The 23,143-nt window shown below is 49.6% G+C and carries 22 protein-coding genes and 2 pseudogenes; 13 read left to right on the top strand and 11 right to left on the bottom strand.

What is annotated here, in order from left to right:
• Positions 1 to 17 precede the first annotated feature (17 nt).
• From upp to BEN74_RS07440, 3 genes and pseudogenes are all read left to right on the top strand, one after another.
• On the top strand, positions 18 to 653 hold the full coding sequence (upp, locus tag BEN74_RS07450; RefSeq protein ID WP_068910914.1) for a uracil phosphoribosyltransferase: 636 nt from the start codon (positions 18 to 20) through the stop codon (positions 651 to 653).
• Positions 654 to 736: 83 nt separating this feature from the next.
• The gene (locus BEN74_RS07445) at positions 737 to 1,030 is read left to right on the top strand and encodes a cold shock domain-containing protein (RefSeq protein ID WP_068910915.1); all 294 of its coding nucleotides are present in this window, start codon (positions 737 to 739) and stop codon (positions 1,028 to 1,030) included.
• Between the two features lie 460 nt (positions 1,031 to 1,490).
• Positions 1,491 to 1,931, top strand: a pseudogene (locus tag BEN74_RS07440) (excalibur calcium-binding domain-containing protein); the annotation flags it as partial.
• A gap of 26 nt (positions 1,932 to 1,957) precedes the next feature.
• On the opposite strand, the gene gigC reads toward BEN74_RS07440, so the two are convergent.
• Positions 1,958 to 2,836, bottom strand: a complete 879-nt coding sequence (gene gigC / locus BEN74_RS07435; RefSeq protein ID WP_068910916.1) for a LysR family transcriptional regulator GigC — start codon at positions 2,834 to 2,836, stop codon at positions 1,958 to 1,960.
• Positions 2,837 to 2,921: 85 nt separating this feature from the next.
• On the opposite strand from gigC, the gene BEN74_RS07430 reads away from it, so the two are divergent.
• Positions 2,922 to 3,683 carry a ferredoxin--NADP reductase gene (locus BEN74_RS07430; protein ID WP_068910917.1) on the top strand — a complete coding sequence of 254 codons (762 nt, stop codon included), beginning with the start codon at positions 2,922 to 2,924 and terminating at the stop codon, positions 3,681 to 3,683.
• A gap of 491 nt (positions 3,684 to 4,174) precedes the next feature.
• On the opposite strand, the gene BEN74_RS07425 is transcribed toward BEN74_RS07430, so the two are convergent.
• Positions 4,175 to 4,597: a hypothetical protein gene (locus BEN74_RS07425; RefSeq protein WP_068910918.1), complete on the bottom strand. Its 423-nt coding sequence runs from the start codon at positions 4,595 to 4,597 to the stop codon at positions 4,175 to 4,177.
• Between the two features lie 286 nt (positions 4,598 to 4,883).
• On the opposite strand from BEN74_RS07425, the gene BEN74_RS07420 reads away from it, so the two are divergent.
• The 4 genes from BEN74_RS07420 (at position 4,884) to BEN74_RS19400 (ending at position 7,630) form a co-directional block, all read left to right on the top strand.
• Positions 4,884 to 5,153, top strand: coding sequence for a hypothetical protein (locus BEN74_RS07420; RefSeq protein WP_068910919.1), 270 nt, complete (start codon positions 4,884 to 4,886; stop codon positions 5,151 to 5,153).
• Positions 5,154 to 5,376: 223 nt separating this feature from the next.
• A complete protein-coding gene (locus tag BEN74_RS07415) occupies positions 5,377 to 7,098 on the top strand; it encodes a mechanosensitive ion channel (protein WP_068910920.1) in 1,722 nt (573 codons plus the stop codon).
• Positions 7,099 to 7,164: 66 nt separating this feature from the next.
• The gene (locus BEN74_RS19405) at positions 7,165 to 7,338 is read left to right on the top strand and encodes a hypothetical protein (protein ID WP_162898159.1); all 174 of its coding nucleotides are present in this window, start codon (positions 7,165 to 7,167) and stop codon (positions 7,336 to 7,338) included.
• Positions 7,339 to 7,477: 139 nt separating this feature from the next.
• Positions 7,478 to 7,630, top strand: coding sequence for a hypothetical protein (locus tag BEN74_RS19400; protein ID WP_162898158.1), 153 nt, complete (start codon positions 7,478 to 7,480; stop codon positions 7,628 to 7,630).
• A gap of 80 nt (positions 7,631 to 7,710) precedes the next feature.
• On the opposite strand, the gene BEN74_RS07410 is transcribed toward BEN74_RS19400, so the two are convergent.
• Positions 7,711 to 8,910: an NAD(P)/FAD-dependent oxidoreductase gene (locus BEN74_RS07410; RefSeq protein ID WP_068910921.1), complete on the bottom strand. Its 1,200-nt coding sequence runs from the start codon at positions 8,908 to 8,910 to the stop codon at positions 7,711 to 7,713.
• Positions 8,911 to 9,453: 543 nt separating this feature from the next.
• Here BEN74_RS07410 and BEN74_RS07405 point away from each other — a divergent pair.
• Positions 9,454 to 9,756: a hypothetical protein gene (locus BEN74_RS07405; protein WP_068910922.1), complete on the top strand. Its 303-nt coding sequence runs from the start codon at positions 9,454 to 9,456 to the stop codon at positions 9,754 to 9,756.
• A gap of 54 nt (positions 9,757 to 9,810) precedes the next feature.
• Here BEN74_RS07405 and BEN74_RS07400 read toward each other — a convergent pair whose 3' ends face one another.
• The 4 genes and pseudogenes from BEN74_RS07400 to BEN74_RS07385 all read right to left on the bottom strand — a co-directional run bounded on the left by BEN74_RS07400 (position 9,811) and on the right by BEN74_RS07385 (position 14,145).
• Complete coding sequence (locus tag BEN74_RS07400) at positions 9,811 to 10,677, bottom strand: 1-aminocyclopropane-1-carboxylate deaminase/D-cysteine desulfhydrase (RefSeq protein ID WP_068910923.1); 867 nt, start codon at positions 10,675 to 10,677, stop codon at positions 9,811 to 9,813.
• A gap of 64 nt (positions 10,678 to 10,741) precedes the next feature.
• Positions 10,742 to 11,842: pseudogene (locus tag BEN74_RS07395) on the bottom strand (HlyD family secretion protein).
• 92 nt (positions 11,843 to 11,934) lie between these two features.
• Positions 11,935 to 13,587 carry an MFS transporter gene (locus tag BEN74_RS07390; protein ID WP_068910924.1) on the bottom strand — a complete coding sequence of 551 codons (1,653 nt, stop codon included), beginning with the start codon at positions 13,585 to 13,587 and terminating at the stop codon, positions 11,935 to 11,937.
• A gap of 9 nt (positions 13,588 to 13,596) precedes the next feature.
• Positions 13,597 to 14,145, bottom strand: a complete 549-nt coding sequence (locus BEN74_RS07385) for a TetR/AcrR family transcriptional regulator (RefSeq protein WP_068910925.1) — start codon at positions 14,143 to 14,145, stop codon at positions 13,597 to 13,599.
• 256 nt (positions 14,146 to 14,401) lie between these two features.
• Between BEN74_RS07385 and BEN74_RS07380 the strand changes: the two genes are divergently transcribed.
• Positions 14,402 to 14,584 (top strand): NF038215 family lipoprotein, encoded by a 183-nt coding sequence (locus BEN74_RS07380; protein WP_068910926.1) that lies wholly within the window; start codon positions 14,402 to 14,404, stop codon positions 14,582 to 14,584.
• Positions 14,585 to 14,718: 134 nt separating this feature from the next.
• On the opposite strand, the gene BEN74_RS07375 is transcribed toward BEN74_RS07380, so the two are convergent.
• Complete coding sequence (locus tag BEN74_RS07375) at positions 14,719 to 16,338, bottom strand: oleate hydratase (protein ID WP_068910927.1); 1,620 nt, start codon at positions 16,336 to 16,338, stop codon at positions 14,719 to 14,721.
• 426 nt (positions 16,339 to 16,764) lie between these two features.
• Here BEN74_RS07375 and BEN74_RS07370 point away from each other — a divergent pair, with 426 nt between their 5' ends.
• Together BEN74_RS07370 and BEN74_RS19900 are read left to right on the top strand one after the other, a co-directional pair.
• Positions 16,765 to 17,388 (top strand): LysE family translocator, encoded by a 624-nt coding sequence (locus BEN74_RS07370; RefSeq protein WP_068910928.1) that lies wholly within the window; start codon positions 16,765 to 16,767, stop codon positions 17,386 to 17,388.
• Between the two features lie 468 nt (positions 17,389 to 17,856).
• On the top strand, positions 17,857 to 17,973 hold the full coding sequence (locus BEN74_RS19900) for a hypothetical protein (RefSeq protein ID WP_086374379.1): 117 nt from the start codon (positions 17,857 to 17,859) through the stop codon (positions 17,971 to 17,973).
• A gap of 194 nt (positions 17,974 to 18,167) precedes the next feature.
• Here the strand turns inward: BEN74_RS19900 and BEN74_RS07365 are convergent, their stop codons facing one another.
• The 3 genes from BEN74_RS07365 to metG all read right to left on the bottom strand — a co-directional run bounded on the left by BEN74_RS07365 (position 18,168) and on the right by metG (position 22,117).
• Positions 18,168 to 19,145, bottom strand: a complete 978-nt coding sequence (locus tag BEN74_RS07365) for an MBL fold metallo-hydrolase (protein WP_068910929.1) — start codon at positions 19,143 to 19,145, stop codon at positions 18,168 to 18,170.
• A gap of 130 nt (positions 19,146 to 19,275) precedes the next feature.
• The gene (locus BEN74_RS07360) at positions 19,276 to 19,965 is read right to left on the bottom strand and encodes a sel1 repeat family protein (protein ID WP_068910930.1); all 690 of its coding nucleotides are present in this window, start codon (positions 19,963 to 19,965) and stop codon (positions 19,276 to 19,278) included.
• Positions 19,966 to 20,059: 94 nt separating this feature from the next.
• A complete protein-coding gene (gene metG, locus BEN74_RS07355) occupies positions 20,060 to 22,117 on the bottom strand; it encodes a methionine--tRNA ligase (RefSeq protein WP_068910931.1) in 2,058 nt (685 codons plus the stop codon).
• 174 nt (positions 22,118 to 22,291) lie between these two features.
• On the opposite strand from metG, the gene BEN74_RS07350 reads away from it, so the two are divergent.
• A complete protein-coding gene (locus BEN74_RS07350; protein ID WP_068910932.1) occupies positions 22,292 to 23,092 on the top strand; it encodes a hypothetical protein in 801 nt (266 codons plus the stop codon).
• The last annotated feature ends 51 nt before the right edge of the window (positions 23,093 to 23,143 follow it).

The following is a 23,143-nucleotide window of genomic DNA, read 5'->3' as shown; positions in this document are numbered from 1 at the left end:
CTTTTAGGTGTTCTCCCGTGGCCATCCATGAAATCCGTCATCCGCTTATCCGCCATAAATTAGGCCTGCTGCGCCGCGCCGACATCAGCACGAAAAACTTCCGCGAACTTGCGCAGGAAGTGACCATGCTTCTGACTTATGAAGCCACCAAAGACCTGCCGGTATGCGATCATGAAATTGACGGCTGGAATGGCAAAGTGACTGCTGACCGCATTGCCGGCAAAAAAATTACCGTTGTGCCGATCCTGCGCGCGGGCATTGGCATGCTGGACGGTTTTTTAAACCTGATTCCAAGCGCAAAAGTTTCTGTGCTGGGCTTAGAGCGCGACGAAGAAACGCTGGAAGCGCGCACTTACTATAAAAAATTAGTGCCGGATGTGCAGAACCGCCTGGCGATGATTATTGATCCAATGCTGGCGACCGGTTCATCGCTGGTGGCGGCGATTGATGTCCTGAAAGCCAGCGGCTGCAAAGACATCCGCGTGATGGTGCTGGTGGCGGCGCCCGAAGGCATTAAGCGTGTTGAAGATGCGCATCCTGACGTGACTATTTTCACCGCATCCATTGATCAGGGCTTGAATGAAAACGGCTACATTGTGCCAGGCCTTGGCGATGCCGGCGATAAAATTTTCGGTTCAGTGCAGAAAGACTGATTTTTGCAAGGAACAGAAAAGAGGCTTTTAAAGCCTCTTTTTTATATAATGCATATAAAGCATTTGAAGACTAGGGCAGTAAAATGAAAGACGAAGTGTATCAGGGTAAAGTCAAACAATATGATCCTGCTAAAGGCTATGGCTTTATTGGTTCAGAAGAAGGAGATGTGTTCTTCCACATTTCAGATTTCCCTGCGGCGGAAGGCGAGCCGAAACGCAACGAGCGGGTGAAATTCAGTGTTGTGGATAATGGCGGAAAGTTCAAAGCCATTAAAATTGAACGGGTTGAAGACAATTCCGCCAAAGCGAAAAAGTCCAAAGTGTCTGCGCACAATAAGTCGATCACATCAACGCTGCTGTCAAATTTCCGTCGCTGATTGATCTGATTTTAAAAAATGGTAAAAAAGAGGCGCTGGCGCCTCTTTTTCATTGCAGGTTTTAATATAAGAGACTTTTGTCATAAGTCATTTTTTTAATAATATTTGATTCATAATGGGAATTCCCTCTCCTTTTCAAGGAGACTTGCGCGGAATACCGCTCAGGGTGAGGATTTTATTAAAAAAATCCCCTCATCCTAACCTTCTCCCAAAGGGAGAAGGAACTTTCAATATTAATTTCACTGCCAATTAATGATCACTTGTTGATTTATGAAAGAGATCCAATGATTCTGCTGTAAAAATAATGAGATCAATAAGATGTTTATTGAGGGGCAAGTTTAAAGCTGATCATATTGTGCGTTTGGACTTAAACGCGGAGCCGTTGCATCAAGGCGCCGGCAGTGCAGGCTGGGAAGAAAGCCGCGCTGCGCCGCGTGATCAGGCGGGGAGCGGCAAAGCCAAATATATCACGCTGATTGGCTTGGTGATAATTGCCGTGCTGGCCGCGGTAACGTATGGAAAATATCGGGACTATCAGGCGCAAAAGCAGCTGAAGGCGCAGCAGTTGATGCTGGAGCAGCAGCGCATTGTAGAAGAGCAGCGTCAAGCGCAGGGGAAACTGCCGGATCAGGTGCTGACGGAGCAGGGGCGCAAAAACTTAGCAAGCCGTCCAGAGCAGATTCAGGCCGGCAGGCTGCCGTCAAGAGCGCCGGCTGAACAGGAAAATGCGCGTTCAGCGGCTGCTTCCAATCCGGCATCGGCCTTTAAATGCGATGGCCGGACGCATTGCAGCCAGATGCGTTCCTATGAAGAGGCTGTGTTCTTTATTCGGAATTGCCCCGGCACAAAAATGGATGGCAATCATGACGGCGTGCCGTGCGAACGCCAGTTTGGAAAATAAAAAAAGCGCCTTAGGGCGCTTTTTGCTTACTTCTCGCAGAATTTCATAAAGGCTTTCAGTCCCGGGCCTTGGTATTTCTGGCGGTGCACCAGCATGAACAGCGGGCGGGTCAGCTGCCAGAACGGGGTTTCTAGAACCACCAGCTGGCCTTTTTCACGCAGCGGCTCAATCGCCAGCTTGGAAATGCAGGACATGCCTAAGCCGCCGGCGACAATTTTAAGGATGGCTTCATTATGGCCCAGCGTTAAGCGGATATTGGCATCCGGCAAGTCTTTCAGAATTGCATTGTCAAAGACTTCGCGCGTGCCTGAACCTTCTTCGCGCAGAATCCATTCCACATGGTTGAAGTCCGCGGCGGTCAGTGCGCGGTTCAGCTGCGCTAGAGGATGGCTGGGCGCGCAGCACACGGCCAGCTCGTCATCGCGCCAGTGAATGCACTGCAATTGCGGCAAATGGCAGGAGCCTTCAATCAGCGCCAAATCCAGCTGAAACTGATTCACCGCTTCAATCATCTGGCGGGTATTGCCGACCTGCAGCTGCAGATGCGCCTGAGGCTGAATCTGCAAAAAGTCCGCCATCAGGTCCGGCATTAAGTAGTCGCTGATGGTCAGCGTTGCGCCCAGGCGCAGGTCAATGCTCTGCAGCTCGCCTTTGGCCGCCTGCTCAAACGCTTCGCAGCGCCCCAGAATCTCTAAAGCCTGCGGCAGCAGGAAACGGCCTAAGTCATTGAGCTGCAGGCGCTTGCCCAGGCGGTCAAACAGCGGCGCGCCCAGGCCATCTTCTAAATCTGCTAAAGCCATGCTGGCAGCGCTTTGCGTGAGTTTTACGGCATCACTGGCTTTGGTTACGGTGCCTTCTTGAGCGACTGCTACAAAAACAGCCAGCTGGCGTAAAGTCATGCGCATGAATAGAGCCTTAACATTTAAAAAATATTAATAAATTATGCCGTCATGCTAACATGAGCGCAGTCTTTCATGCCACGTTGAAATCATGTCAATTGAGAAATTTAGCTTAGAAAAAGTCTTATCTGTACACCGTTGGACCAGCACTTTATTCAGCTTTACCATGACGCGGCCGGCGCATTTTAAGTTCACGGCAGGGCAGTTTGCCCGTATTGGCTTGAAAGCGGGAGATGATTTGGTGGTGCGGGCCTACTCTATAGTGTCCTCGCCATTTGATGAAACTTTGGAGTTTTTCTCAATTGTGGTGCCGGACGGCGCATTCACTTCCAATCTGCAGCATCTGCAGGTTGGCGATGAGCTGTATTTGGAAAAAATCCCTTACGGCTTTTTAACCTTGGCGCGCTACCAGCTGCCGCTGCCGCAGGATCTCTGGCTTTTGGGCACAGGAACAGGCTTGGCGCCGTTTTTATCCATGCTGCAGGACTTTGAAACGTGGCATAAATATCAGCAGATCAATCTGGTTTACAGCGTGCGCACTGAAGCTGAATTGGCCTATGCGGAGCGGATTGAAGAAATCGCTGCGGTTTTTGGCGAAGGGCATCAGGGCTTCCGCTTTATTCCGGTGATCACCCGTGACCCGCATGCGCCGCTGCATGAGCGCCTGCCGGTGCTGATTGGCAATGGCGCGCTGGAACAGGCTGCCGGATTGGCGCTGAATCCTGCAAGCAGCCATGTCATGCTGTGCGGCAACCCGCAGATGGTCGAAGACACCAAAGAGGCATTGAAGGCGCGCGGGCTGACGATGAACCGGCGCGGCGAGGGCAATATTGCGGTGGAGAATTACTGGTAAGCTTCTCAGCAGCCCCTGCCTATTTTGAGGAAGCTTTCATCGAATCAGCAGCAGCCATTTGATTTGGACTGCGCCCGCCTTTGGAAAAGAGAGGCCGGAAGGAATGATGAGAAGCTTTAGCTAAAATAAGCTTCCATAAATTAAAAATCCTCCGCACAGGAGTAATGCCAGTCAGTTAAGAAATTGACTGGCTTTCTCTTTTTTTAACTTGCGATAATATTTGATACGCGGAGGCGTCATCCGCAACCTATCTGTCCTTTGAAAAGGACTGTTTTTGCAACAAAATTATTTAATTGCAGAAAGTGAACAGGTTTCGCGGATGACAAATGCTTTTGGTTCTTTTGGCGAAACAAAAGAACAAAACGAGCTCCAAAAATTTGATTTAAAACGGTAAGACTCCGCCGTGAATAGCCCCAAAAATTAAGAAGTTTATGGTGAAACTCCTTAACTGATCAACATTACCGCATAGGAGGATTTTTAATTGAAGCCGCTTAATGCACAAACATATCCATATAATCGCGGATTTCCTGAATGGCGGAGTCGACATCCGCTGTGAGCCAAGTCGGTTCAAAGAAGCCGGCATAGTGATCTAAGCGTTCTTGAGGCACCACCAGGCGCACTGGGCATTCTTCTTCCAGCAGGCGCCAAGGAATAATCGGCACTTCATTGTCCAGAAAAGCCGTCACATTGCGTATGTCAATAATCATCGCATTAATGCAGTCTGGAAAAGGCATGACAGAAAACTCTTCTGTGCGGCGCCGGAAAAATTCCAGATCTCCCCATTTCAGGACATAGCTTGGCTTATTGAATTCAATGATTCCAATCAGATGCTGATCACGGGTGTAGTGCAAAGCGCATTGATAAGTGACGTCAGTGTCAAGATCAAGCGTCGCACTTTGCTGACGGTACGCCATAAATACTCAGGACATCAAAAATAAGGTGGACAATTATAGCTCATTTCCCGCTAAGAGGGCAGTATTTTGGCGCAATCGGCCGCTGCGGGCGGGCAGTCCGGAAAATGCAGCCGCTGCAATTCTCAGGATCTGGCGGCAATTTCCAGCCGGCCTGCGCGCGCCCGATAGCCGGCGGCTGCCTGAATTTACAAGATTGCACTATCCTGCAATGGTTCTTCACACATGCTGGCACAAGGGCTTGATAGTATAAAAAAACAGCAATTGAGTAATGAAAGTGAGGGGAATTATGACGCATGATTTTAATAAACCGCCCCATACTTCGAGTTCAGAAGAAACAACTCAGAAGAAACGCATCCCTGTTTATATTTTAGCTTTAGTGGGCATATTTTTTGTAGCGCTGCTGGTCTATATGTTTGCAGACATTAAGCCGGGTGCAAGCGATGCGCCTCCAGGGCATCCAAATTCGCAAGCGCAGCCGGCTGCGCCAAGCAATCCGCCTGCAGGCGGTGAAAGCGCTGCCAAAGGCGGCAATGCCGCGGGCGGAGCGAACTACTAGCTGCGCAGCTTTAGATGCGGTTTTAAAACTGAAAGCCTTAGCTTAGCGCTAAGGCTTTTTTTGCAAGCGCTTGTGCTCTTTTGTTGTAGTTCTGCAGTCCAAGGTTGATTAAAAAACAGTCAAAACCTAAGGTTGATTGATAAAGCGCATAAGGTTTGGCCGGACACAGGATTCCGGAGATCCGCAGAAAAATAGGCGAAGCTATAACAAAGAGGGCGTAAAAATGAATGATTATTCTGGAAGCTCAGGCGGGCGTTTTGATGCCATGTACTATTGGGATCAATTCCACCCCATACTGAGCGCCGTGGCGATTCTTTTTATCGGCTGGATTGTGGCCTTGCTGGTGGCTGCCGGCATCAAGAAAGTGCTGCAGAAATTAGGCGCCGATCAAAAGCTGTCAAGCGCAACGGGGCACCGCTCCAATATTGAGAGCATTATTTCCCGTGTTGTATTCTGGATTATTTTAATTATTGCGGTTATTGGCGCCTTGAATGTGCTGAACTTAACCAGCGTCAGCGGGCCATTCAGCAGCATGATCCAGCAGTTCCTGCTGTTTATTCCGCAATTGCTGGCTGCGGCCGCGGTGGGCTTTATCGGCTGGATTGCAGCGAATCTGGTGAAAGCCGGCTCGCAAAAGCTGCTGAACAAAACCCGGCTGGATGAAAAGCTCAGTGCGGAAGTCGGCGTCAGCCCGGTCAGTGAAAATATCAGTGAAATCGCCTACTGGCTGATTCTGCTGCTGTTCCTGCCGATTGTGCTGTCCATTTTAGGCTTGAACGGCCTGCTGCTTCCAATTCAGAATATGGTCAATGAAGCGGTGCTGTACTTGCCGAATATCTTCATTGCGGGCGTGATCATTTTTGCCGGCTGCATTCTGGCGAAAATTGTCCGCGGCATTATTGAAGGCCTGGCCGGCAGCTTGAACCTGCAGCAGCAGGCGGAAAAAATCGGCCTGTTTAAGCAGTCTAACCTTCCCCATCTGCTGGGTTCGTTTGTTTATGCTGTGGTGATTATCACCGCGCTGATTATTGCATTTGAAGCGCTGGGCATTGAGGCGATTTCTCAGCCGGCAACCGCCATGCTGCATGAAATCATGTTTGCGATTCCGAATATTATCGCCGCCGGCCTGATCCTGATTCTGGCCTATATTGTTTCGCGCTTTGTGGCCAAGCTGGCGGCGGAAGTCATTGCCGGCACCGGCGTTGACAGCCTTCCGGAAAAACTGGACGCGCAGCGCTTCCTGGGTGCAACCAGGCTGTCTGATGTTGCCGGCTATTTAATTGTGTTCTTTACCATGCTGTTTGCAGTGTCTGAAGCCGCCAACCGCTTGGGCTTCGATCAGATCAGCGCTTTAATCGCCATGTTCATTCAGTTTGGCGCAAATATCCTGCTGGGCGCGGTGATTCTGGTGATTGGCTTCTGGCTCGCCAATATCGTGGCGAATGTGGTGCAGCGCGGCGAGTACAACAGTTCGCGCTGGCTGGGCAGTTTAGTGCGCGTGCTGATCATGGGGCTGGTGGTGGCCATGGGGCTGCGCGCAATGGGCATAGCCGATTCAATCGTCAATCTGGCCTTTGGCCTGACCCTTGGCGCGGTTGCGGTTGCATTTGCGCTGGCCTTCGGCTTAGGCGGGCGCCAGCCTGCGGAGCGTGTGCTGACGGATTTAATTGACAAAGCCAAGAAAGAGGGCTGCCAGCCGAATCCGCTCAAAGATCAGGCGCGCGCCGGCGGTTTCGGCATGCCGGCAGCATCGGCTCAGGCGCCGGCGGATGACGGCTATCCGGTGCGCCAGACCGAAGCGCCGGGCGTGGCGGAGAAGGAAACGGCAACACCTGACCAGCTGGATGTCGATCCGGCTCAGGCGCCAATCAACAATCCTTACGGATCGACGGGAGAAAATGAAAAAAATCCTGATGCGCGCTCCGGCAAGGATGACCCGAAATAACCTGTTCAATGCTTAACGGATCGGCCACTCTAGGGTGGCCGATCCTATTTTGAAGTGAGGTGAATCATGCCGAAAAAAGCGCCCCATAAATTTCTGGCGCCCATCATCATTGCCGGGATCACAGCCGGCTTTCTCGCCAGCGCCTGTAAATTCATTTTCGCAATGAAAAAACGCGCCGAAACAGCGCCTGATGAAATGCTTATGAAAAATAGTGAGAAAGAAAATGAAAAAAGTGTTTGAAAATTAAACATTGTTTGATACTTTCTAAAGTATTGAAGCTAAGAATATTTTATAAGGCATAAATGCTTAGTTTTAATTATACGGAAATATATGTGCATTATGCTGAGTCAATGAATGACAAAAAATGAGGGTTAAAACAATGTTTAATAAACTGATTTCAACTTTAAAAGTAAAAGCGCCGGTTCAGGCGTCATCTCATGCTGCGCTGGCTGCGGCGAAAATGGAACAGGCGGTGAGCCGCCTGGCAGCTTCAAAGAAAATCGCATTATTCCAGACCGATTATTTGGAATAAAATACTCTATTACTAACGCTATTCTTAAAGAAAGGCGGCTGCAGCCATGCTCAGCCGCCTTTCTTTATGCGTACAGCTTTTTAAACGTACTCGGAGGCTGCATGCGCAGAAGCCCATGCCCATTGGAAATTGTAGCCGCCTAAGTGGCCGGAAACGTCCAGCACTTCGCCGATAAAGAACAGGCCCGGCTGCTTCTTGCTTTCCATGGTTTTGGATGAAACCTCCGCCGTATCCACCCCGCCCAGCGTGACTTCTGCGGTGCGGTAGCCTTCAGTGCCGGACGGCTTGACGTTAAAGGCCTGCAGGCGCTGCGCAATCTGCTCCAGCTTGTCATCGCTGAGATTGCCGATGGCGGTTTCAGCCGAATCCGGCCAAATCAAATTCTGCAGTTCAGCCACCACGCTTTTTGGCAAATGCTCGCTGAACAGCGTGCGCAGCAGGACTTTCGGCTGGGTGCTTTTTCTGGATTTCAGAAATTCTTCGATATCCAGCTGCGGCAGGAAGTTGATTTGAAAGCTTTGGCCGGCATTCCAGTAGTTCGACAGCTGCAGCGAGCTTGGCCCGCTCAGCCCGCGGTGGGTGAACAGCAGCGCTTCGGTAAAGCTGTTTAAGTCATTTGACAGGGTCGCTTCGACCGCATTGCCGCTGAGGCGCGCGGTGACTTCCTTAAAACTGTCGGAGAAGGTAAAAGGCACCAGTCCCGCGCGGGTCGGGTAGACATGATGGCCGAATTGCTTGGCGATTTCATAGCCAATGCCGGAGCCGCCTAAGGTTGGAATGGACAGGCCGCCTGAAGCCACGACAACAGATTCCGCCTTAAAATAGCCCGCAGAAGTCGCCACCTGAAAGCCCTGACCATCCAAGGCATTCACCGCTTGCACTTCGCAGCCGGTTTTGATTTCGACTAAGCCGGTTTTGCTGCATTCTTCCAGCAGCATGGACAGAATTTCTTTGGCGCCATTCAGGGTGAACAGCTGGCCATGCTTGCGCTCTTCATAGGCAATGCCGTATTCGCAAACCATGCCGATGAAGTCCCAGTTGGTGTAGCGGGTCAGCGCGGAAATCACAAAATGCGGGTTATGCGAAATGTAGTTTTCAGGCTCGACATACAGGTTGGTGAAGTTGCATTTTCCGCCGCCGGACATCAGAATTTTTTTGCCGGCTTTATTGGCTTTTTCCAGCACCAGCACTTTGCGGCCGCGCTGGGCAGCTTTATAAGCCAGCATTAAGCCTGATGCGCCTGCACCTAAAACCAAGACATCCGCTTCCTGATGAACCATGTGCATTACTCAATCGCCGAAAAGTGGGCAATTATAGAAGATTTAAATGGTTTTTAGTATGCCGCCGGATTAACTGAAAAAATTCTGAAGATTATTCTATACTTGCTGGCCTGTATGATTGGCCGGCTGCGCTTTTTTCTGTTCCGCCGCCATTATTCAGCAGTCATTTTGCAGCGCTTATTTCTATAATTCATTGGGCCATATTGCTGATTTTTCCAAAACTGAATTCATAGCTATCTGCGTGGCGGGAATACAATATAAATGATGAAAAATAAGCTGCAGCTGGACACAACCTGTCTGGATGCCTGTTTAAGCTCAATGCCAGCTGAGCGGGATTCTTTATCTATAGTCTTATACTGTGAAGAATGAAATAATTTTTTGATATATTTCAAGCCGAAAAAAGCCAAAAGCTGATAGATGGCGCAGATAAGTATGTTGAAACAAAAAAATATATGCCTTTCAACTATGAGGGCGGATTAGCCGTTTTGCTTTATATCGAAGATAAAAATGGCTGGGCAAAAGATTAATTCAAGGGGTAATTTTATGAAGGTTTTAAATCTGTTTTTAGCTGCAGCTTTATTTGCATGCACCACAGCCAGTTTTGCTGCGCAGAGCAAACGGGTGAGCGTAGTTGTAAAAAAGGTGAATGAATTCAGCGAGTCTGGCGATGGCTACACATTCACGACCACAGATGGAAAAGAATATTATGTTTATAATGCCGGCGGCTCTTCCCCGCGCAAAGGCGAAATGCATATTAAGAAAGGCGCAGCACTCTGTTTAAAGCTTAACTCACCTGACGGAATGGGGGATATTGATTCCATTGCGAAAGGGAAGTGTAAAAAATAGCACCTATTTCAAAATAGCGGTTCAGGCATATGATGAAGCCATCGCATGATGGCTTTACGTTTGTAATTTCCCTTGCAGCCCGCCGCTATGGATGATCAGCACGCGCTGATCTGAAGCGATTTCACCGCGCTGAATCATCTGGCTGATGCCAAACAGCATTTTACCTGTGTAAATCTGCTCCAGCGGCAGTGAGTGTTCGGCTTCAAACAGCCGGATAAACTGCAGCAGTTCAGGCGTAGTTTTGGCATAGCCGCCGCAGCAGTAATCATCAATAATTTCCCAGTTGGTTTTTGTGGTAAGTTTTGCGACATCATCATTCAAAAATAAGCCTTTTAAGGCCGAAAAGCCTAAAATCCGCTGCTGTGGCCGGCTGGCTTCAATCAGGCCGGCTATTGTGCCGCCCGTGCCGGCAGCGCAGCAGATCAGGTCAAAATTATTTAAATCATTTTCCGTTAAAATTTCCCTGCAGCCTTGAATGGCCAAAGCATTGGTGCCGCCTTCAGGAATCACGTAATGCTCCGGATAGCTGGCTTGCAGCTGCGCCAAAAATTCAGCCGTGTGCTTTTGCCGGTACTGTTCCCGGCTGATGAACCGCAGCTGCATGCCGAACTGCTGCGCCGTCTGCAGCGTCGCATTTAAAGGGCGCGCTGCCAGTTCCTCGCCGCGGATCATGCCGGCGCTGGCAAAGCCGCAGGCATGGGCGGCATAGGACGCGGCGGCGATATGGTTGGAATAGGCGCCGCCAAAGGTCAGTACTTTTTTAAATCCTTGGCGCTGGGCGTCTAAAAAATTGTATTTCAGCTTAAAGAATTTGTTGCCGGAAATCTGCGGATGCACCAAGTCCAGACGCTTGATGGTTATTTTCACGCCATGCAGCTGCAGGGTCTGATAGGGAATGGCGCGGGCAAGCGAATCGAACATAAGGCGCAGGCAAAAAGTGGATCTGCGCTATTGTAGCGGATTCGGCGCAGAAATCTTCAGCCGGCTAATCTGCAGGGGCGGTATCCACCGAAGCCACCACCGACATGCCCGGGCGCAGGCGTTCAATGCCTGTTTGATCCGGATCAATCGCAATCCGCACCGCAATGCGCTGCACCACTTTGGTGAAGTTGCCGGTGGTGTTGTCGGGCTTCAGTACGCTGAACTCGGAACCGGCCGCCGGAGAAATCCGTTCGACTTGGCCGCTGAATTGCTGATGATTCAGCGCATCGACGCTGAACCATGCTTTTTGCCCAATCCGCATATTGGAAATCTGGGTTTCCTTAAAGTTGGCGCTGACCCAGCGCTGCTGCGGAATTAAATACATCAGCTGCGTGCCGGCAGCCACATACTGGCCAATGCGCGGGCTGACTTCGCCTAGCTGCCCGTCCATCGGCGCGGTGATCACGCTGTAATTCTGCGCCGTCTTGGCTTGCTCAAACTGCGCCCGCGCGCCGGTGACCTGCGCTTTTAAGCCGGCCTGCGCAACCTGCGCGGTTTTCAAGGCTTCCTGCGCCACCAGAATATTGGCTTCCGCCTGATGCAGCAGAGCAAGGCTGTTTTTCACATCGGCGCTGGCCTTGTCCTGTTCCGTTTTAGAAACCGCGCCGCTGCCGCCTAATTGCTGATAGCGCTGCAGCTGGGCCGCGGAAAGCTCATAAGCCGCCTGCGCCTAATCAGCCTTGGCCTGAGCCGCCGAAATATCCGCTTTGCGCTGCTGAATCGCTTGAGTCTGATTGGCCAAATCATTTTCCGCCTGATCAATGCCGGACTGCGCCTGAATCACCTGCTGCTCATAGGTGGCGGCGTCAATATGCATCAGCGACTGACCCTTTTTCACCATTGCAAAATCAGTCACCAGCACATCTTTGACATAGCCATTGATCTGCGAAGACAGCACGGTGGTTTTGCCTTTGACATAGCTGTTTTCGGTGGACTCGACAGCGCTGTGGAACGGGCCGATTTTCCATGCCCATAAAATCAAGCCGATGCCCGCCAGCAGGACCAAAAGCATCAGCGCCAGCACCCGCGCATCGGTGGGGATGAGCTTGCTGGAGGGTAGCGGGGCAGGGGCAGCGGTTTCCGCCGGTTTTTCCTGTTCTGACATGAATTTCTCTAAATTTAATTTGGGGGGGACGGTGCGTTGGGCTGTCATTTTCTGATGCCGGGGCTTTGAGGGCAGAGCATCCTGCGCTGCTGCTAGCTGGAATCCGGCCGCAGGCGCTGCTTATAGCTGCGGTACTGGCTGGCTGCAATGATGAACAGGCCCCAGAACAGCAGCAGGAGGGCGAACAGCTTATTCAGAAAAATCACATCGCTGTAGGCGCGGACTTGCGCTTCTTCAGTCACGCGCTGATGCAGCGCGCGCAGGGCCTGATTCTGCTCAAGCGCAGGGTCTGGCGTGTAGGCACGGCTGCTTTGGCCATCGCTGAGCAGGCGCTGCTGCACCTGCGGGCTGGCCAGTGGCAAATCATTGATGATTTCCGCCTGATAATGCTGCGTGCGCATTTGCTGATAGCTGGAAAAAAAGGATGAGCCGACCAGCCCGCCGAAAGTCTGGCTGGCGGAGAACAGCACAATAAAAGTCACCATATGGCTGGGGCCTTTCTGCAGCGCGCTGAGAATGCCGGTCAGCAGCAGCGGGCCAATGAACATGCCGCTGGCGAAGCCGGCCAGAAACTGGCTCAGGTAGAAATTTTCAGGGCGCACTGCGCTGGTCAGATGCTGATCCAGCGCGCAGGCAATCAGAATCAGCAGCACTGCGCCCAGCAGGTGCAGGATGGTTTTTTCACGGGAAAAGGTCAGGGCGCTGAAAATAGTCCCGCCGATAATGCCGGCCATAATCACCGCATAAAAGGTGACAAACTGGTCTGGCCCCATGCCCATCGTTTTGAGGAAATTCACCGCGGCATAGCTTTGCTCCGACATTAAAAAGCGGATGGCGAATGCGCCGATAATAAAGCGGACGGTGGATGACGCGCCCAGCCAGCGGGTAATGATCAGCGGGTTGGCCCGGTAATGCTCATATGTCAGGCCGGCAGCGATCAGCAGCAAAGCGCCAATCAGCGCATAAGCCAGCCAGCCGGCATTCAGCCACCATAGAATCGGGCCTTGGGTCAGCACAATGCACAGCAGGGCAAAGCCGGAAGCCAGCAAGGCAAAGGTGAATAAATCCTGAAATTCAAAAACCGCAATGCGCAGGCTGCGCGGCAGCTTCAGCGATACCACCATCGCCAGGCAGCACAGCGCCAGGCCCAGCTCAAAGGTGTACAGCAGCATCCAGTCGTTGACCCCGGTCAGATAGGGCGACATAACCCACGCCAGAGGGATGCCGAGCTGCTGAAAGCCGAGCGCCAGATAGAGGCCGCGTCCGAAATTGGCGCGCTTAAAGGCCTGCATGATGTAGTACATGCCCAAAGAGCTGAGCGGGGCCGCCGCCAGCCCGCTGGCGATGCGCACAAAGACTGCCATTTCAAAGGTATGCACATAAATATGCAGCATCAGCACGGCAATAAACAGCACCAAGCCGATTTCCGAAAACAGCCGCAGCCCGTATTGCTGGCGGGCCTTGAATAAAATTAAATTCGCGCTGACATTCGCCATGGCATAGGCGGCCGGAATCCAGGCGGCTTCAGACGGCGTCAGGCCGTATTCGCCCTGAATCAGCGGCAGATTCGCGGTGATAAAGCCGTTGCTCAGGCTGCCGGAAACAGCCACGAACAGGCCGATAAAAAAATACAGCAAGCGCTTATAGGCCGGATGGTCAATTGCTGCCGGCGAGCCTGGCAGCATCGGCTTTTCATCGGCCGTCCAGTCGGGCGCAGGCTCCAGCAGGCGGGGAGGCGCAGCCATGTTCTGCTGCTATGCCCGGATGCCGTTCAGCAGCAGATCGACTGCGCGCTCCGCTAAGTCGTGCTGATCGCGCTCTGTAATGCCCTGCAGTGACGCGCGCAGGATCGCCGTGATCATGGCATAGTCTTTGGCGCTCAGGTCCGGCCGGCAAATCTGATGCTGAATGGCGGTATCAATCAGCGGCTGCAGAATCGCATCGCGGCGCGCATAAATCGCCACCATCGCGGGGTCTTCGCGGGAAATCACCCGCCAGTATTCCATCAGCGCGGTCAGATAGGGCAAATTGTGAATATGGTTTTGGATCAGCCTGATAAAGCCGTCAGGAAATTCAGCATAGTTCTGCGCATGCCGTTCTAAGCGGTTCAGCGCCTGCTCCATCAGCGCCAGCACCAGTTCGCGCCGGTCTGCAAAGTTGCGGTAAAAGGTTGCCCGGCCCACTTGCGCTTCATCAATAATCAGCTGCAGCGGCGCATTGATGCCGTGCCTGCGGAAAATTTGCAGGGCGGCGGAGAGCAGTTCTTCGCGGTTTTGGGCGGCGCGTTCTTGGCGTACAGACATGAGGCGTTATGGCATTTTAAGGATCATGCCGGGTATTTAACGGACAAAAATGTCCGTTGTAAATATTCAGCCGTGTTTGTTTTTTGTAAGCTGAATCATTCAGTCTGATTAAAATCAATAAAATTCAAATGGATGATTAATATTAAGCGCAATATTGCAGCACCTTGAAATGCTAGGCCTAAACGAAAATACTGCTGTAATTTTATGCAATAGTGCTATGCTGGAAAAACAGAACAATAAATATGGAGGGGATAGTATGAAAATGTTATCCGCAGCCATCACCGCATGCATGCTGCTGGGCTTAGCCGGCTGCGATGCGAAGGACGACTTGAATAAGCCTAAAGCGGAAGTCCGCACCATGATTATTGGCGGCGTGCCTGCATCTGACCATGACTATCAGCTCAGCGCGCGCGAGCAAAGCGCCAAGCAGGCGGATTAAAGCGCTTTTTCACTCTTTACCGCGCATTGGCGGCGCGGATGCGCTGAATCAGCGCATGCAGTTTTGCCGGCATTGAAAAAGATAAGAGCGCCCGGAAGCGCTCTTATGCTGGATATTTCCTGCTGGATTTTAAATTAATGGAAAACGGTTTCCAGCGCCTTTAAGCCGACTTTCGGGTCGAGCAGGCCATTGTAGATCTCTGGAATTTCACGCTCTACGCCAAAGAATTCATAAATCGCCAGCATGGCGCCGCGCACGGAATATTCCACGGTAAACACCACATCATCTTCAATTTCCACAAACTGGCCCAAGAAGGCAAAGTTCTGCGAACCTTGCGGAATGACTAACGGGCGGTCACCCGGCTTGCGGCAGGCGAACAGCGCAGAGGCATACGGCATCATCGCGGTTGTCACATCGGTCGTCTGCAGCGCATGCTCTAAAATGTCATCGAAGCCCAGCTGCTTGATCAGCTCGGTTAAAATCTCTTTGCCTGTGGCTGCGCTCATCGGCTTTTTGATGTAGTCGCCGTCATGGTCAATTTGGAAACCGTAGCCCCACAGGGTGTACGTGCCTTCAGGCAAGTCGGCAAAATGCGGCTGCGCCGGAACTACAATTGATAAATGCCAGCCGGACTCGAACCAGGTCATCAGCGCGCCGGTGCCCGGCTCATTGCCGGTGTAGTCAATAATGCGCTTTAACAGCACATCATCTTTCATGGTCAGGGTGAAAGACTCCCATTTATGCTCATCGACATTGCCGCAGAAAGTCATTGGACGGCCAAAATCCGGCGCTTTCTTGGCTAAAGTTTCCCACAGCGTCCAGCCGTGATCCTGACGGTCGCGGATTAAGGCCGGCACATCATCATTGCCGCCGTAGCGCGAGTCTGCAGTAATCGAGCCTAGGGTGAAAATAGCCAAGTCATGCGCTTTCAGCTCGATCTGCTCTGTGCCTTCAGGCAGCTTGACATACAGGCGCTCAGCGCGGCGTTCCTGAGTCTGTTCATCGGTGATGAAGTCCGCATCGGTCACATAATTGCCGAAGCGCACATCAACGCCCTGCGCCACCAGCCAGCGCTGCAGCGGCAGAATCATGGAATCATACTGATTGTATTTGGTGCGCTTTACGCCGGCGAGGGTATGAATGCGCGGCAGCTCCTGAATGAAGCGCAGGAAGTAGCGGCGCAGTTCAGCGGCGCTATGCCATTTTTGAAAAGCGAAGGTGGTGCGCCACATGCGCCAGAAGTTGGTGTCAAAAAAAGCCTCATCAAAGAATTCATCAATGCGCCGGCTGCCGATTTTTTCTTCCTTAGAGGCCAGCAGGCGCAGCATTTGCGCGCGGTGCAGGGTGTTCAGGCCCAGTTTGGCGGCGTCGGCAATCACATGGTTGGCGTCAATCAGGCGCGCTTGGGCATGGGTTTTCACCTGCTCATTAAATTCACGGCATTCTTCGCGTACGGAAATTTCCGGGTTTTCTAAAGACGGAATGCTGGAAAATAAGTCCCAAAGGCATAAATAAGTTTCATCGGTCAGCATGCGCCCGCCGCGCGTGACCCAAGCCTGCGCCGCATGCGGAGTATGGCCGCCGTCCATTGAACCGCCGGAAATATCCAGCTCTTCCAGAATATGGATATGCTTTGCCGGCACTTTAGCATCGCGGATCGCAAAAGCCGCCGCCGCCATGCCTGCAATGCCGCCGCCGATAATCCAAAGATGTGACTGCTGCGCATCTAAAGCACTGCGTTTGTTATTTTTCATTGTTTGCCCTCGTTTGATCAGTATTATGCGTGGAAGGTTTTAAAAACCATAAAATTAGTATGTCTTTTTATATATGAAAAATGCATGAAATTTAAAGCGCTTAAATGACAATTTTTTGTAATGGTGAAGCCGTTCTTTATGGCTTTTTTGGATGTTTTGTAAACATGATGTAATTTTGATGTATGATTAAAACATTGAATTAAAAATAATTATTGAGTTTTTGCTCTATTGTGGCTGGGCCGATTGAGTCAGTTTTAGATAATTTACAAGTGTATTTAATTTTGAATTAAAATGCAGCGGCTCATCCTGAAAAAGAAGCCGGCTGGAAAAAGGCAGCTGAAAAAAACCGATAAAGTGAATTCCGCCAAAACGGCGTTTAGAGTAAAATCATTCACTGGAAAATTCTCTCAATATTCGAGGCCTCACTTGGAATCATTTTGGATTTTGGGCTCAATTGCATTTGCCCTGATGCTGGGCGCAATGAGCCCCGGGCCGACCTCGATTTATGTCGCGAAAAATTCAATTGCGATTTCACGCAGGCATGGCCTGTTTACCGCGCTTGGCACAGGCGCCGGCGCTGCCGTTTTTGGCCTGCTGGCGGTGCTGGGGCTGCAGGCCTTTTTGCTGGCGGTGCCGTCGGCCTATTTTGCTTTAAAAATCTGCGGCGGCCTGTATCTGCTGTGGCTGGCCTTTAAAATCATCAAGCATGCCAAAGAGCCGATTGAATCGGATGCAAATGCGGCTTCGCAGATGACGCTGCGCCGCGCATTCATGACGGGCTTAATTACGCAGCTGTCCAACCCGAAAATTGCGATTGTGCTGGCGAGTATTTTCACTGCGCTGCTGCCGAAAGAAATCCCGGCTTACTTTTATTTTGTGCTGCCGGTTTTGTGTTTCTTTATTGATGCGGGCTGGTGCTCTTTGGTTGCCGTGGCGCTGTCTGCAGAGAAACCGCGCCGCGTGTATTTGAAGTTTAAGGCGGTGTTTGACCGCGCAGCGGGCGCCGTGATGACGGCGCTGGGGCTGAAGCTGATTTTCGGGATGAAGTAATTGATTGAATGAAAGCGCTCAAATGAGCGCTTTTTTTTATCGCATAAATCTGCATGCGGATTTCCGCTGCATGGCTTTTTTATAAGGCGCAAGGGTAGCTTTGATTTTCCTAGCTGCTGTTAAAAGTCCGCCGGTTCAGTCATCTCCCTCATTCTCCCTTTAAGCGCCTTCGCGCAGGAAATGCCCCCGCTAAGATATTCACAGCAATTCTTAAAGTTCTGAAGTCAGCCCTATTAATTAGCATGCAAGGGTTAAACAGAATGCAAATGCATTTCCCATTCTTTGAAAATTAAATGGCATATTGAGCATCTGTATTAAAAATTAAGTGCAAATCTGTATCTTGACTTTTTAAGATAAAAGAATGGTTTTTAAATTTAAAATGTTTTATAAATTAATAGCTTATATTTGTTTCACTTTTGATTGAATACGCGCTAACATGATGCAAGTTAGCATATTTAGGTGGTGAAAATGAGTTTCTGGAAAAAGAAAAATAAAGCAAGCTTTGTCTATTTTATTATCACTTCATATTCACTGCTCGGCTTTGGGATTGGCTATGTCATATGGGAATTTGTCCTGAAAGGCTAAGCTCCAGCCATTTGCCGATGCAATAAAAAAGCCTCTATTTTATTGAGGCTTTTTGATGCTCTGAAAATTAAACCTTCAGGCATTTTATCACTCAGTTTAGCGCCAGGCTCAGGTGAAATCATCCAGATATCTTCGCCGGCGGCCAGTACCATGCAGTTGAAAATGCCAGCATAAGTTTTAGGTTTAATAATTTATCAATCTTTAAAATGCACAGGAATCCATTGATAGCTTTTTCCATCAGCTGAATAAATATGTCCAATGCCGGGGAATGGCAGGTGTGGCGCTGCAATGGTTTGCCTGCCTGTTGCATATTCAGCAAATTGCTTTAAGCGAGTCTGCACCGCTTTTTTCGGGTCGATATCATAATCAATGGCGGTTTCTGGCTTATCAAATTGCACCGTATGTGAATGCACAATGTCACCAATAAATACCACGGTTTCATCTTTGGTTTTCAGTTCATAGCTAAAATGTCCCGGTGTATGCCCCGCAGTATTAATCACTTTAAAGCCCTGAACTTGATCGCCTAACTGATACGTTTTGAAGCGCTGTTTGGCTTGATAGGGCGCAATCGCTTGTTTAATTTTTTCAACAGTTCCTAAGTAACCTGCTTGTTTTTCTTTCGGGAGTTTGTTGACTTGTTTCGGGTTTAGCCAATAGTTCGCTTCATCGTTCGAAACATAAACTGTTGCATTTGGAAAGTTTGCCACTGCATTTTGGCTAATGCCACACACATGGTCTGGGTGCAGATGCGTCAGCAAAATAGTATCGACTTGTTCTGGTTGATAGCCTGAGGCTTTTAAATTGCTTAACACTGAACCCAAATGTGCGCCAAAACAGCTCGCAGCGCCGCTATCCACCAAAACCAGTGAATGGCCTGTATTCACGAGGAATGCATTGATTGAAGTCTGCACGCCTTTGTCTTGATCGGCATAGTATTTCTTTAAAATTTCATGTACTTCTTTTTCATGAATATTTTGAAAGAGTTTAGGTGACATGAAATTCGTGCCATCGAGCAGGGCAGTGATTTGTACATCACCCGCTTGGTATTGGTAATAGCCTGAAACCTGCTTTTGTTTTTCAATGATTGGGAGCGTTTGTGCTATTTCTGCATGGCTAAGTAAAGGGAAGCTGCTCAACAAAGAGGCTGAAAAAAGTAGGGCAGTTTTTTTCATAAGATGATTAAGTTTATTAGAGACAAACTTTTTTATCATGAATTCAAATAAAATTGGGTATTTGAGTGAAGAAAAAAATCCGCTTTTGTAAGCGGATTTTTATGGGATTTCGCTGTTTTAATGTACCACTTTATTGTTGAGTTATCTTGGAAAAGTCTACCATTTCAAATTCTTCAAGATCGCAATTTGCCAGTGCGCATTTCTGCTCTGTATAGGCTGCTTCACCTAAATTCTGTTTGGCCTTATTTGCCCAAAACTCTGCTTTTTGGGTGTCTTGCTGTTCAACCGGAAGTCGAAATCCATATTCATCTGCAAGTGTCATTTGTGCAGCGGCAGAACCTTGCTGTCCCGCTTTTTCAAGCAAGGGGATGTATCGTTCAGTATTTGAATAGTATTGTGCCAGAAGATAACTTGCATAAGCATCATTTTGATTTGAAAGCTTTTGGATTGGCCTAAGGTCGACTTGTTCTTTTAACTCTGAATCTTGTGAAAATAGAGCAAATTCTAAAAGCGCAAGAGATGCGCTTGGGTCACCTTGTTTGATATAGCGATTAATTTGCTTTAAAAATAAGTTTTGTTGTTGATCGAGATATTCTTTTATCTTTTCCTCATTATTTTGTAAAAGCAGCTGTTTTAATGCTGGATCAACTTTTGTATTTTTATTCGTGTCATTCGATTGAAATAACGTATTGAATGTCAGTTGAATTTGATTTTTGGCTTTCTGTACTTGCGGGCTAAATTGAGGTTGAACTTCTTGGGCTAAAGCAATTTGAAAAGAAAAAATGGTGAAAAAGAAGAAAGCTATTATTTTCTGGAACATGTTTTACCTGATGTATTTATCATTCATTTAATATTTTGGTTGAATTATATAAATAAAAAAAGGGCTTACGAAGAAGCCCTTTAAATTTTATATATTAAGAAACTTTATCGCCCGGTTTGGCGCCAGACTCAGGTGAAATCACCCAAACACCTTCGCCATTGCCGGCAGCCAGTACCATGCCGTTTGAAATGCCAAAACGCATCTTGCGTGGCGCAAGGTTAGCAACCAAAACCACTAACTTATCTTTTAAGTCTTCAGGCGCATAAAACTCGCGGATGCCGCTGAAGACATTGCGCGGTTCAGCTTCGCCTGTATCTAAAGTCAGTTGCAGCAGTTTATCCGAGCCTTCAACCGTTGCAGCTTCTAAGACTTCGGCTACACGCAGGTCAACCTTCATAAAGTCTTCAATGCCGATGATTTCCGCTTCGCCAATTTTAGGCTCAGCTTTTTTCTCGGCTTTCTTTTCTTTCTTCTTCTCAGCTTTTGCAGGCTCAGCCGCAGCCGCTAAAGAGTCTTTAGAGGCATCGACCATCGCCGCTACAGCTTTAGGGTCTACACGCTGCATGAGTGGCTGGAACAGCGCAATTTCATGATTCACTAGAACCGTTTTGCCTGATGCAAAATCAAAGCTTTCAAGCTTCAAGAAATCTTGCACTTGAGCGGCTAAAGTCGGCAGTACTGGCGCTAAATAAACCGCAAGCTGGCGGAACAGGTTAATCCCTACCGAACATACGTCGTGTACTTGTTGTTCTTCGCCTTCAACTTTCGCCAAAGCCCACGGCTTTTTCTCATCAATATACTGGTTGGCTTTATCTGCAAGCGCCATGATTTCACGGATGGCCGCAGAGAACTCGCGCGCTTCATAGGCTTTGGCAATAGAGCCGCCCGCATCAATAAAGCTTTGCACCAATTCAGGCTCCGCACATGTTGCAGATAACTTGTTGTCAAACTTGGTGTTGATGAATTTTGCGCAGCGGCTGGCGATGTTCACTACTTTGCCGACCAAGTCAGAATTCACTTTCTGCACAAAGTCATCGAGGTTCAAGTCAGAATCTTCAACTTTGTCAGAAAGCTTGGAAGCGAAGTAGTAGCGCAGGTATTCAGGGTTCAAATGCTGTAAATAGGTTTCCGCTTTAATGAAGGTTCCGCGGGATTTTGACATCTTTTGGCCATTTACCGTCAGGAAGCCGTTTACGAACAGGCCTGTCGGCGTGCGGTAGTTGGCGCCTTCCAGCATGGCAGGCCAGAACAGCGCATGGAAATATACAATGTCCTTGCCAATGAAGTGATACACCTCATTTTGCGAATCTTTTTTCCAGTAGTCGTCAAAGTTCAAGTCCGGGCGCTTGGTTTTAACGTAGTTCTCAAAACTTGACATATAGCCGATCGGCGCATCGACCCAAACATAGAAATACTTGTTCGGCGCATCCGGAATTTCAAAACCGAAATACGGCGCATCGCGCGAGATATCCCAGTCATTTAAGCCATTTTCAAACCATTCATCCAGTTTGTTGGCAATTGAAACCGGCAGGCGGCCTTCGTCGCGGGTCCATTTCTGCAGGTATTCGCCAAAGTTCGGCAGCTTGAAGAAGTAGTGGTCTGAAGATTTTTCGACCGGCGTTGCGCCGCTTAAGGTCGAGCGCGGGCTGAGCAGCTCGGTGGCGTTGTAGGTGGTGCCACAGACTTCGCATGAGTCGCCGTACTGGTCTTCCGCCTTGCATTTCGGGCAGGCGCCTTTAATAAAGCGGTCAGACAGGAACATGCCTTTTTCCGGGTCAAACAGCTGGGTGACAGGGCGCACCGCAATATTGCCGGCTTCACGGTTTTTAATGTAGATTTCTTCCGAGCGCGCTTTGTTTTCGGCGCTGTTGGTCGAATCATAATGATCGAAATGCACGCTGAAGCCGTCAAAGTCGCGCACATGCTCTTTCTGCACGCTGGCAATCTGCTGTTCCGGCGTAATGCCGTTGGCTTCAGCGCGCAGCATAATCGCTGTGCCGTGAGCATCGTCCGCGCATACATAAGTCACGTTATGGCCCATTGCACGCATGGCACGAACCCAAATATCTGCTTGGATATAGCCGAGTAAGTGACCCATGTGGATCGGGCCATTGGCGTATGGCAGGGCATTAGTGACTAAAATATTACGCACGGATATAGCTCTCTCATTCGTATTTTATATAAGGTCAACGATTTTACCTTAGATAGCTGAGAGATGCACAAGGGAATAGGTGAAATGTTTTCAAAAGTAGATTTTTCTATATTCGCCGGAAAATAACGGCGATAATGAAAAAAGATAGAAAACAGCATTTAGAGCGATAAGCCCATGACCGATGACGATTTTGATTTCGACCAGCCTGTGACCCGCATTCAGCAGAATGCGCAGGGCAAAAAGCAGCTGGGCAATCAAATTTTAAAACAGGCGGAACAGTATTTGGCGGAAATGGGTTCGGCTGCCCACGGCCGCCTGGTGAGCGCATTAAGGCAGTGCGCGCAGCAGGAGCCGTATTTTGCAGTACTCGCCGATCAAATTGAATTTGAAAGCGATGCGCCTGCCGCCAATGACGCGCTGAACCTGCTGTATTTCTGGAAAATGGCCAATGAGAAAGAAGCCGATATAGTGGTGTTTTCCCTGCTGGACTTAATTCAGAAAGACTATTTCCAAAATGAATTGCTGGCGGCGTTTGACGCCTTGGACATCGGGCCAAATCAAGGCCAGCACCGCCAAGTCCTGCAGGAAGCATTGAAGATGCATCAGCTGCAGTGCTATGCCGGCAGCGTTACCGTGCTGTACGGGCAGATTGAAGGCATTCTGACTGCAGATCTGCTGCAGCGCGGCTACCTTGCGCAGAATCAGACTAAATTTGTCGATGCGTATAAAATCGTGCCGGGCTTAAAAGGCCATGAAGTGAAAAGCCTGTGGCATAAGGTGAAAATCGCCTGCGACCTGAACCCGTATTTTATGGAGCTGGAAGCCTTTAAAATGGACAGCAGCTCAAATGTCACCGCGACACGGCATAATATTGTGCATGGCGCAGATGCCGCGCATTTCACGCAGGAACGCAGCTTTGTGCTGTTTATCTGGCTGTTTGCTGCCGTCAGCTTTATCAGTACAGTCAAGCATTAAACCCATAGGCGATGGAGCTGCAGGCTGCTTGAGATGCAATTGAAGCAGCCG

Origin of the sequence: Acinetobacter sp. WCHAc010034, from assembly GCF_001696615.3 — a bacterium.
Taxonomy (GTDB): domain Bacteria; phylum Pseudomonadota; class Gammaproteobacteria; order Pseudomonadales; family Moraxellaceae; genus Acinetobacter.
The sequence above is the reverse complement of the archived record's forward strand: the minus strand, read 5'-3'. Positions and strand labels throughout refer to the sequence as shown.

Excerpts from the sequence above, each read along its gene's own strand:
- BEN74_RS07430 (WP_068910917.1), top strand. The coding sequence starts at position 2,922 with ATGTCAATTGAGAAATTTAGCTTAGAAAAAGTCTTATCTGTACACCGT.
- BEN74_RS07420 (WP_068910919.1), top strand. The coding sequence starts at position 4,884 with ATGACGCATGATTTTAATAAACCGCCCCATACTTCGAGTTCAGAAGAA.
- BEN74_RS19900 (WP_086374379.1), top strand. The coding sequence starts at position 17,857 with ATGAGTTTCTGGAAAAAGAAAAATAAAGCAAGCTTTGTCTATTTTATT.
- BEN74_RS07350 (WP_068910932.1), top strand. The coding sequence starts at position 22,292 with ATGACCGATGACGATTTTGATTTCGACCAGCCTGTGACCCGCATTCAG.
- BEN74_RS07425 (WP_068910918.1), bottom strand. The coding sequence starts at position 4,597 with ATGGCGTACCGTCAGCAAAGTGCGACGCTTGATCTTGACACTGACGTC.
- BEN74_RS19405 (WP_162898159.1), top strand. The coding sequence starts at position 7,165 with ATGCCGAAAAAAGCGCCCCATAAATTTCTGGCGCCCATCATCATTGCC.
- BEN74_RS07405 (WP_068910922.1), top strand. The coding sequence starts at position 9,454 with ATGAAGGTTTTAAATCTGTTTTTAGCTGCAGCTTTATTTGCATGCACC.
- BEN74_RS07415 (WP_068910920.1), top strand. The coding sequence starts at position 5,377 with ATGAATGATTATTCTGGAAGCTCAGGCGGGCGTTTTGATGCCATGTAC.
- BEN74_RS19400 (WP_162898158.1), top strand. The coding sequence starts at position 7,478 with ATGTTTAATAAACTGATTTCAACTTTAAAAGTAAAAGCGCCGGTTCAG.
- BEN74_RS07410 (WP_068910921.1), bottom strand. The coding sequence starts at position 8,910 with ATGGTTCATCAGGAAGCGGATGTCTTGGTTTTAGGTGCAGGCGCATCA.
- gigC (WP_068910916.1), bottom strand. The coding sequence starts at position 2,836 with ATGCGCATGACTTTACGCCAGCTGGCTGTTTTTGTAGCAGTCGCTCAA.
- BEN74_RS07390 (WP_068910924.1), bottom strand. The coding sequence starts at position 13,587 with ATGGCTGCGCCTCCCCGCCTGCTGGAGCCTGCGCCCGACTGGACGGCC.
- BEN74_RS07365 (WP_068910929.1), bottom strand. The coding sequence starts at position 19,145 with ATGAAAAAAACTGCCCTACTTTTTTCAGCCTCTTTGTTGAGCAGCTTC.
- BEN74_RS07385 (WP_068910925.1), bottom strand. The coding sequence starts at position 14,145 with ATGTCTGTACGCCAAGAACGCGCCGCCCAAAACCGCGAAGAACTGCTC.
- BEN74_RS07445 (WP_068910915.1), top strand. The coding sequence starts at position 737 with ATGAAAGACGAAGTGTATCAGGGTAAAGTCAAACAATATGATCCTGCT.
- BEN74_RS07380 (WP_068910926.1), top strand. The coding sequence starts at position 14,402 with ATGAAAATGTTATCCGCAGCCATCACCGCATGCATGCTGCTGGGCTTA.
- BEN74_RS07375 (WP_068910927.1), bottom strand. The coding sequence starts at position 16,338 with ATGAAAAATAACAAACGCAGTGCTTTAGATGCGCAGCAGTCACATCTT.
- BEN74_RS07360 (WP_068910930.1), bottom strand. The coding sequence starts at position 19,965 with ATGTTCCAGAAAATAATAGCTTTCTTCTTTTTCACCATTTTTTCTTTT.
- BEN74_RS07400 (WP_068910923.1), bottom strand. The coding sequence starts at position 10,677 with ATGTTCGATTCGCTTGCCCGCGCCATTCCCTATCAGACCCTGCAGCTG.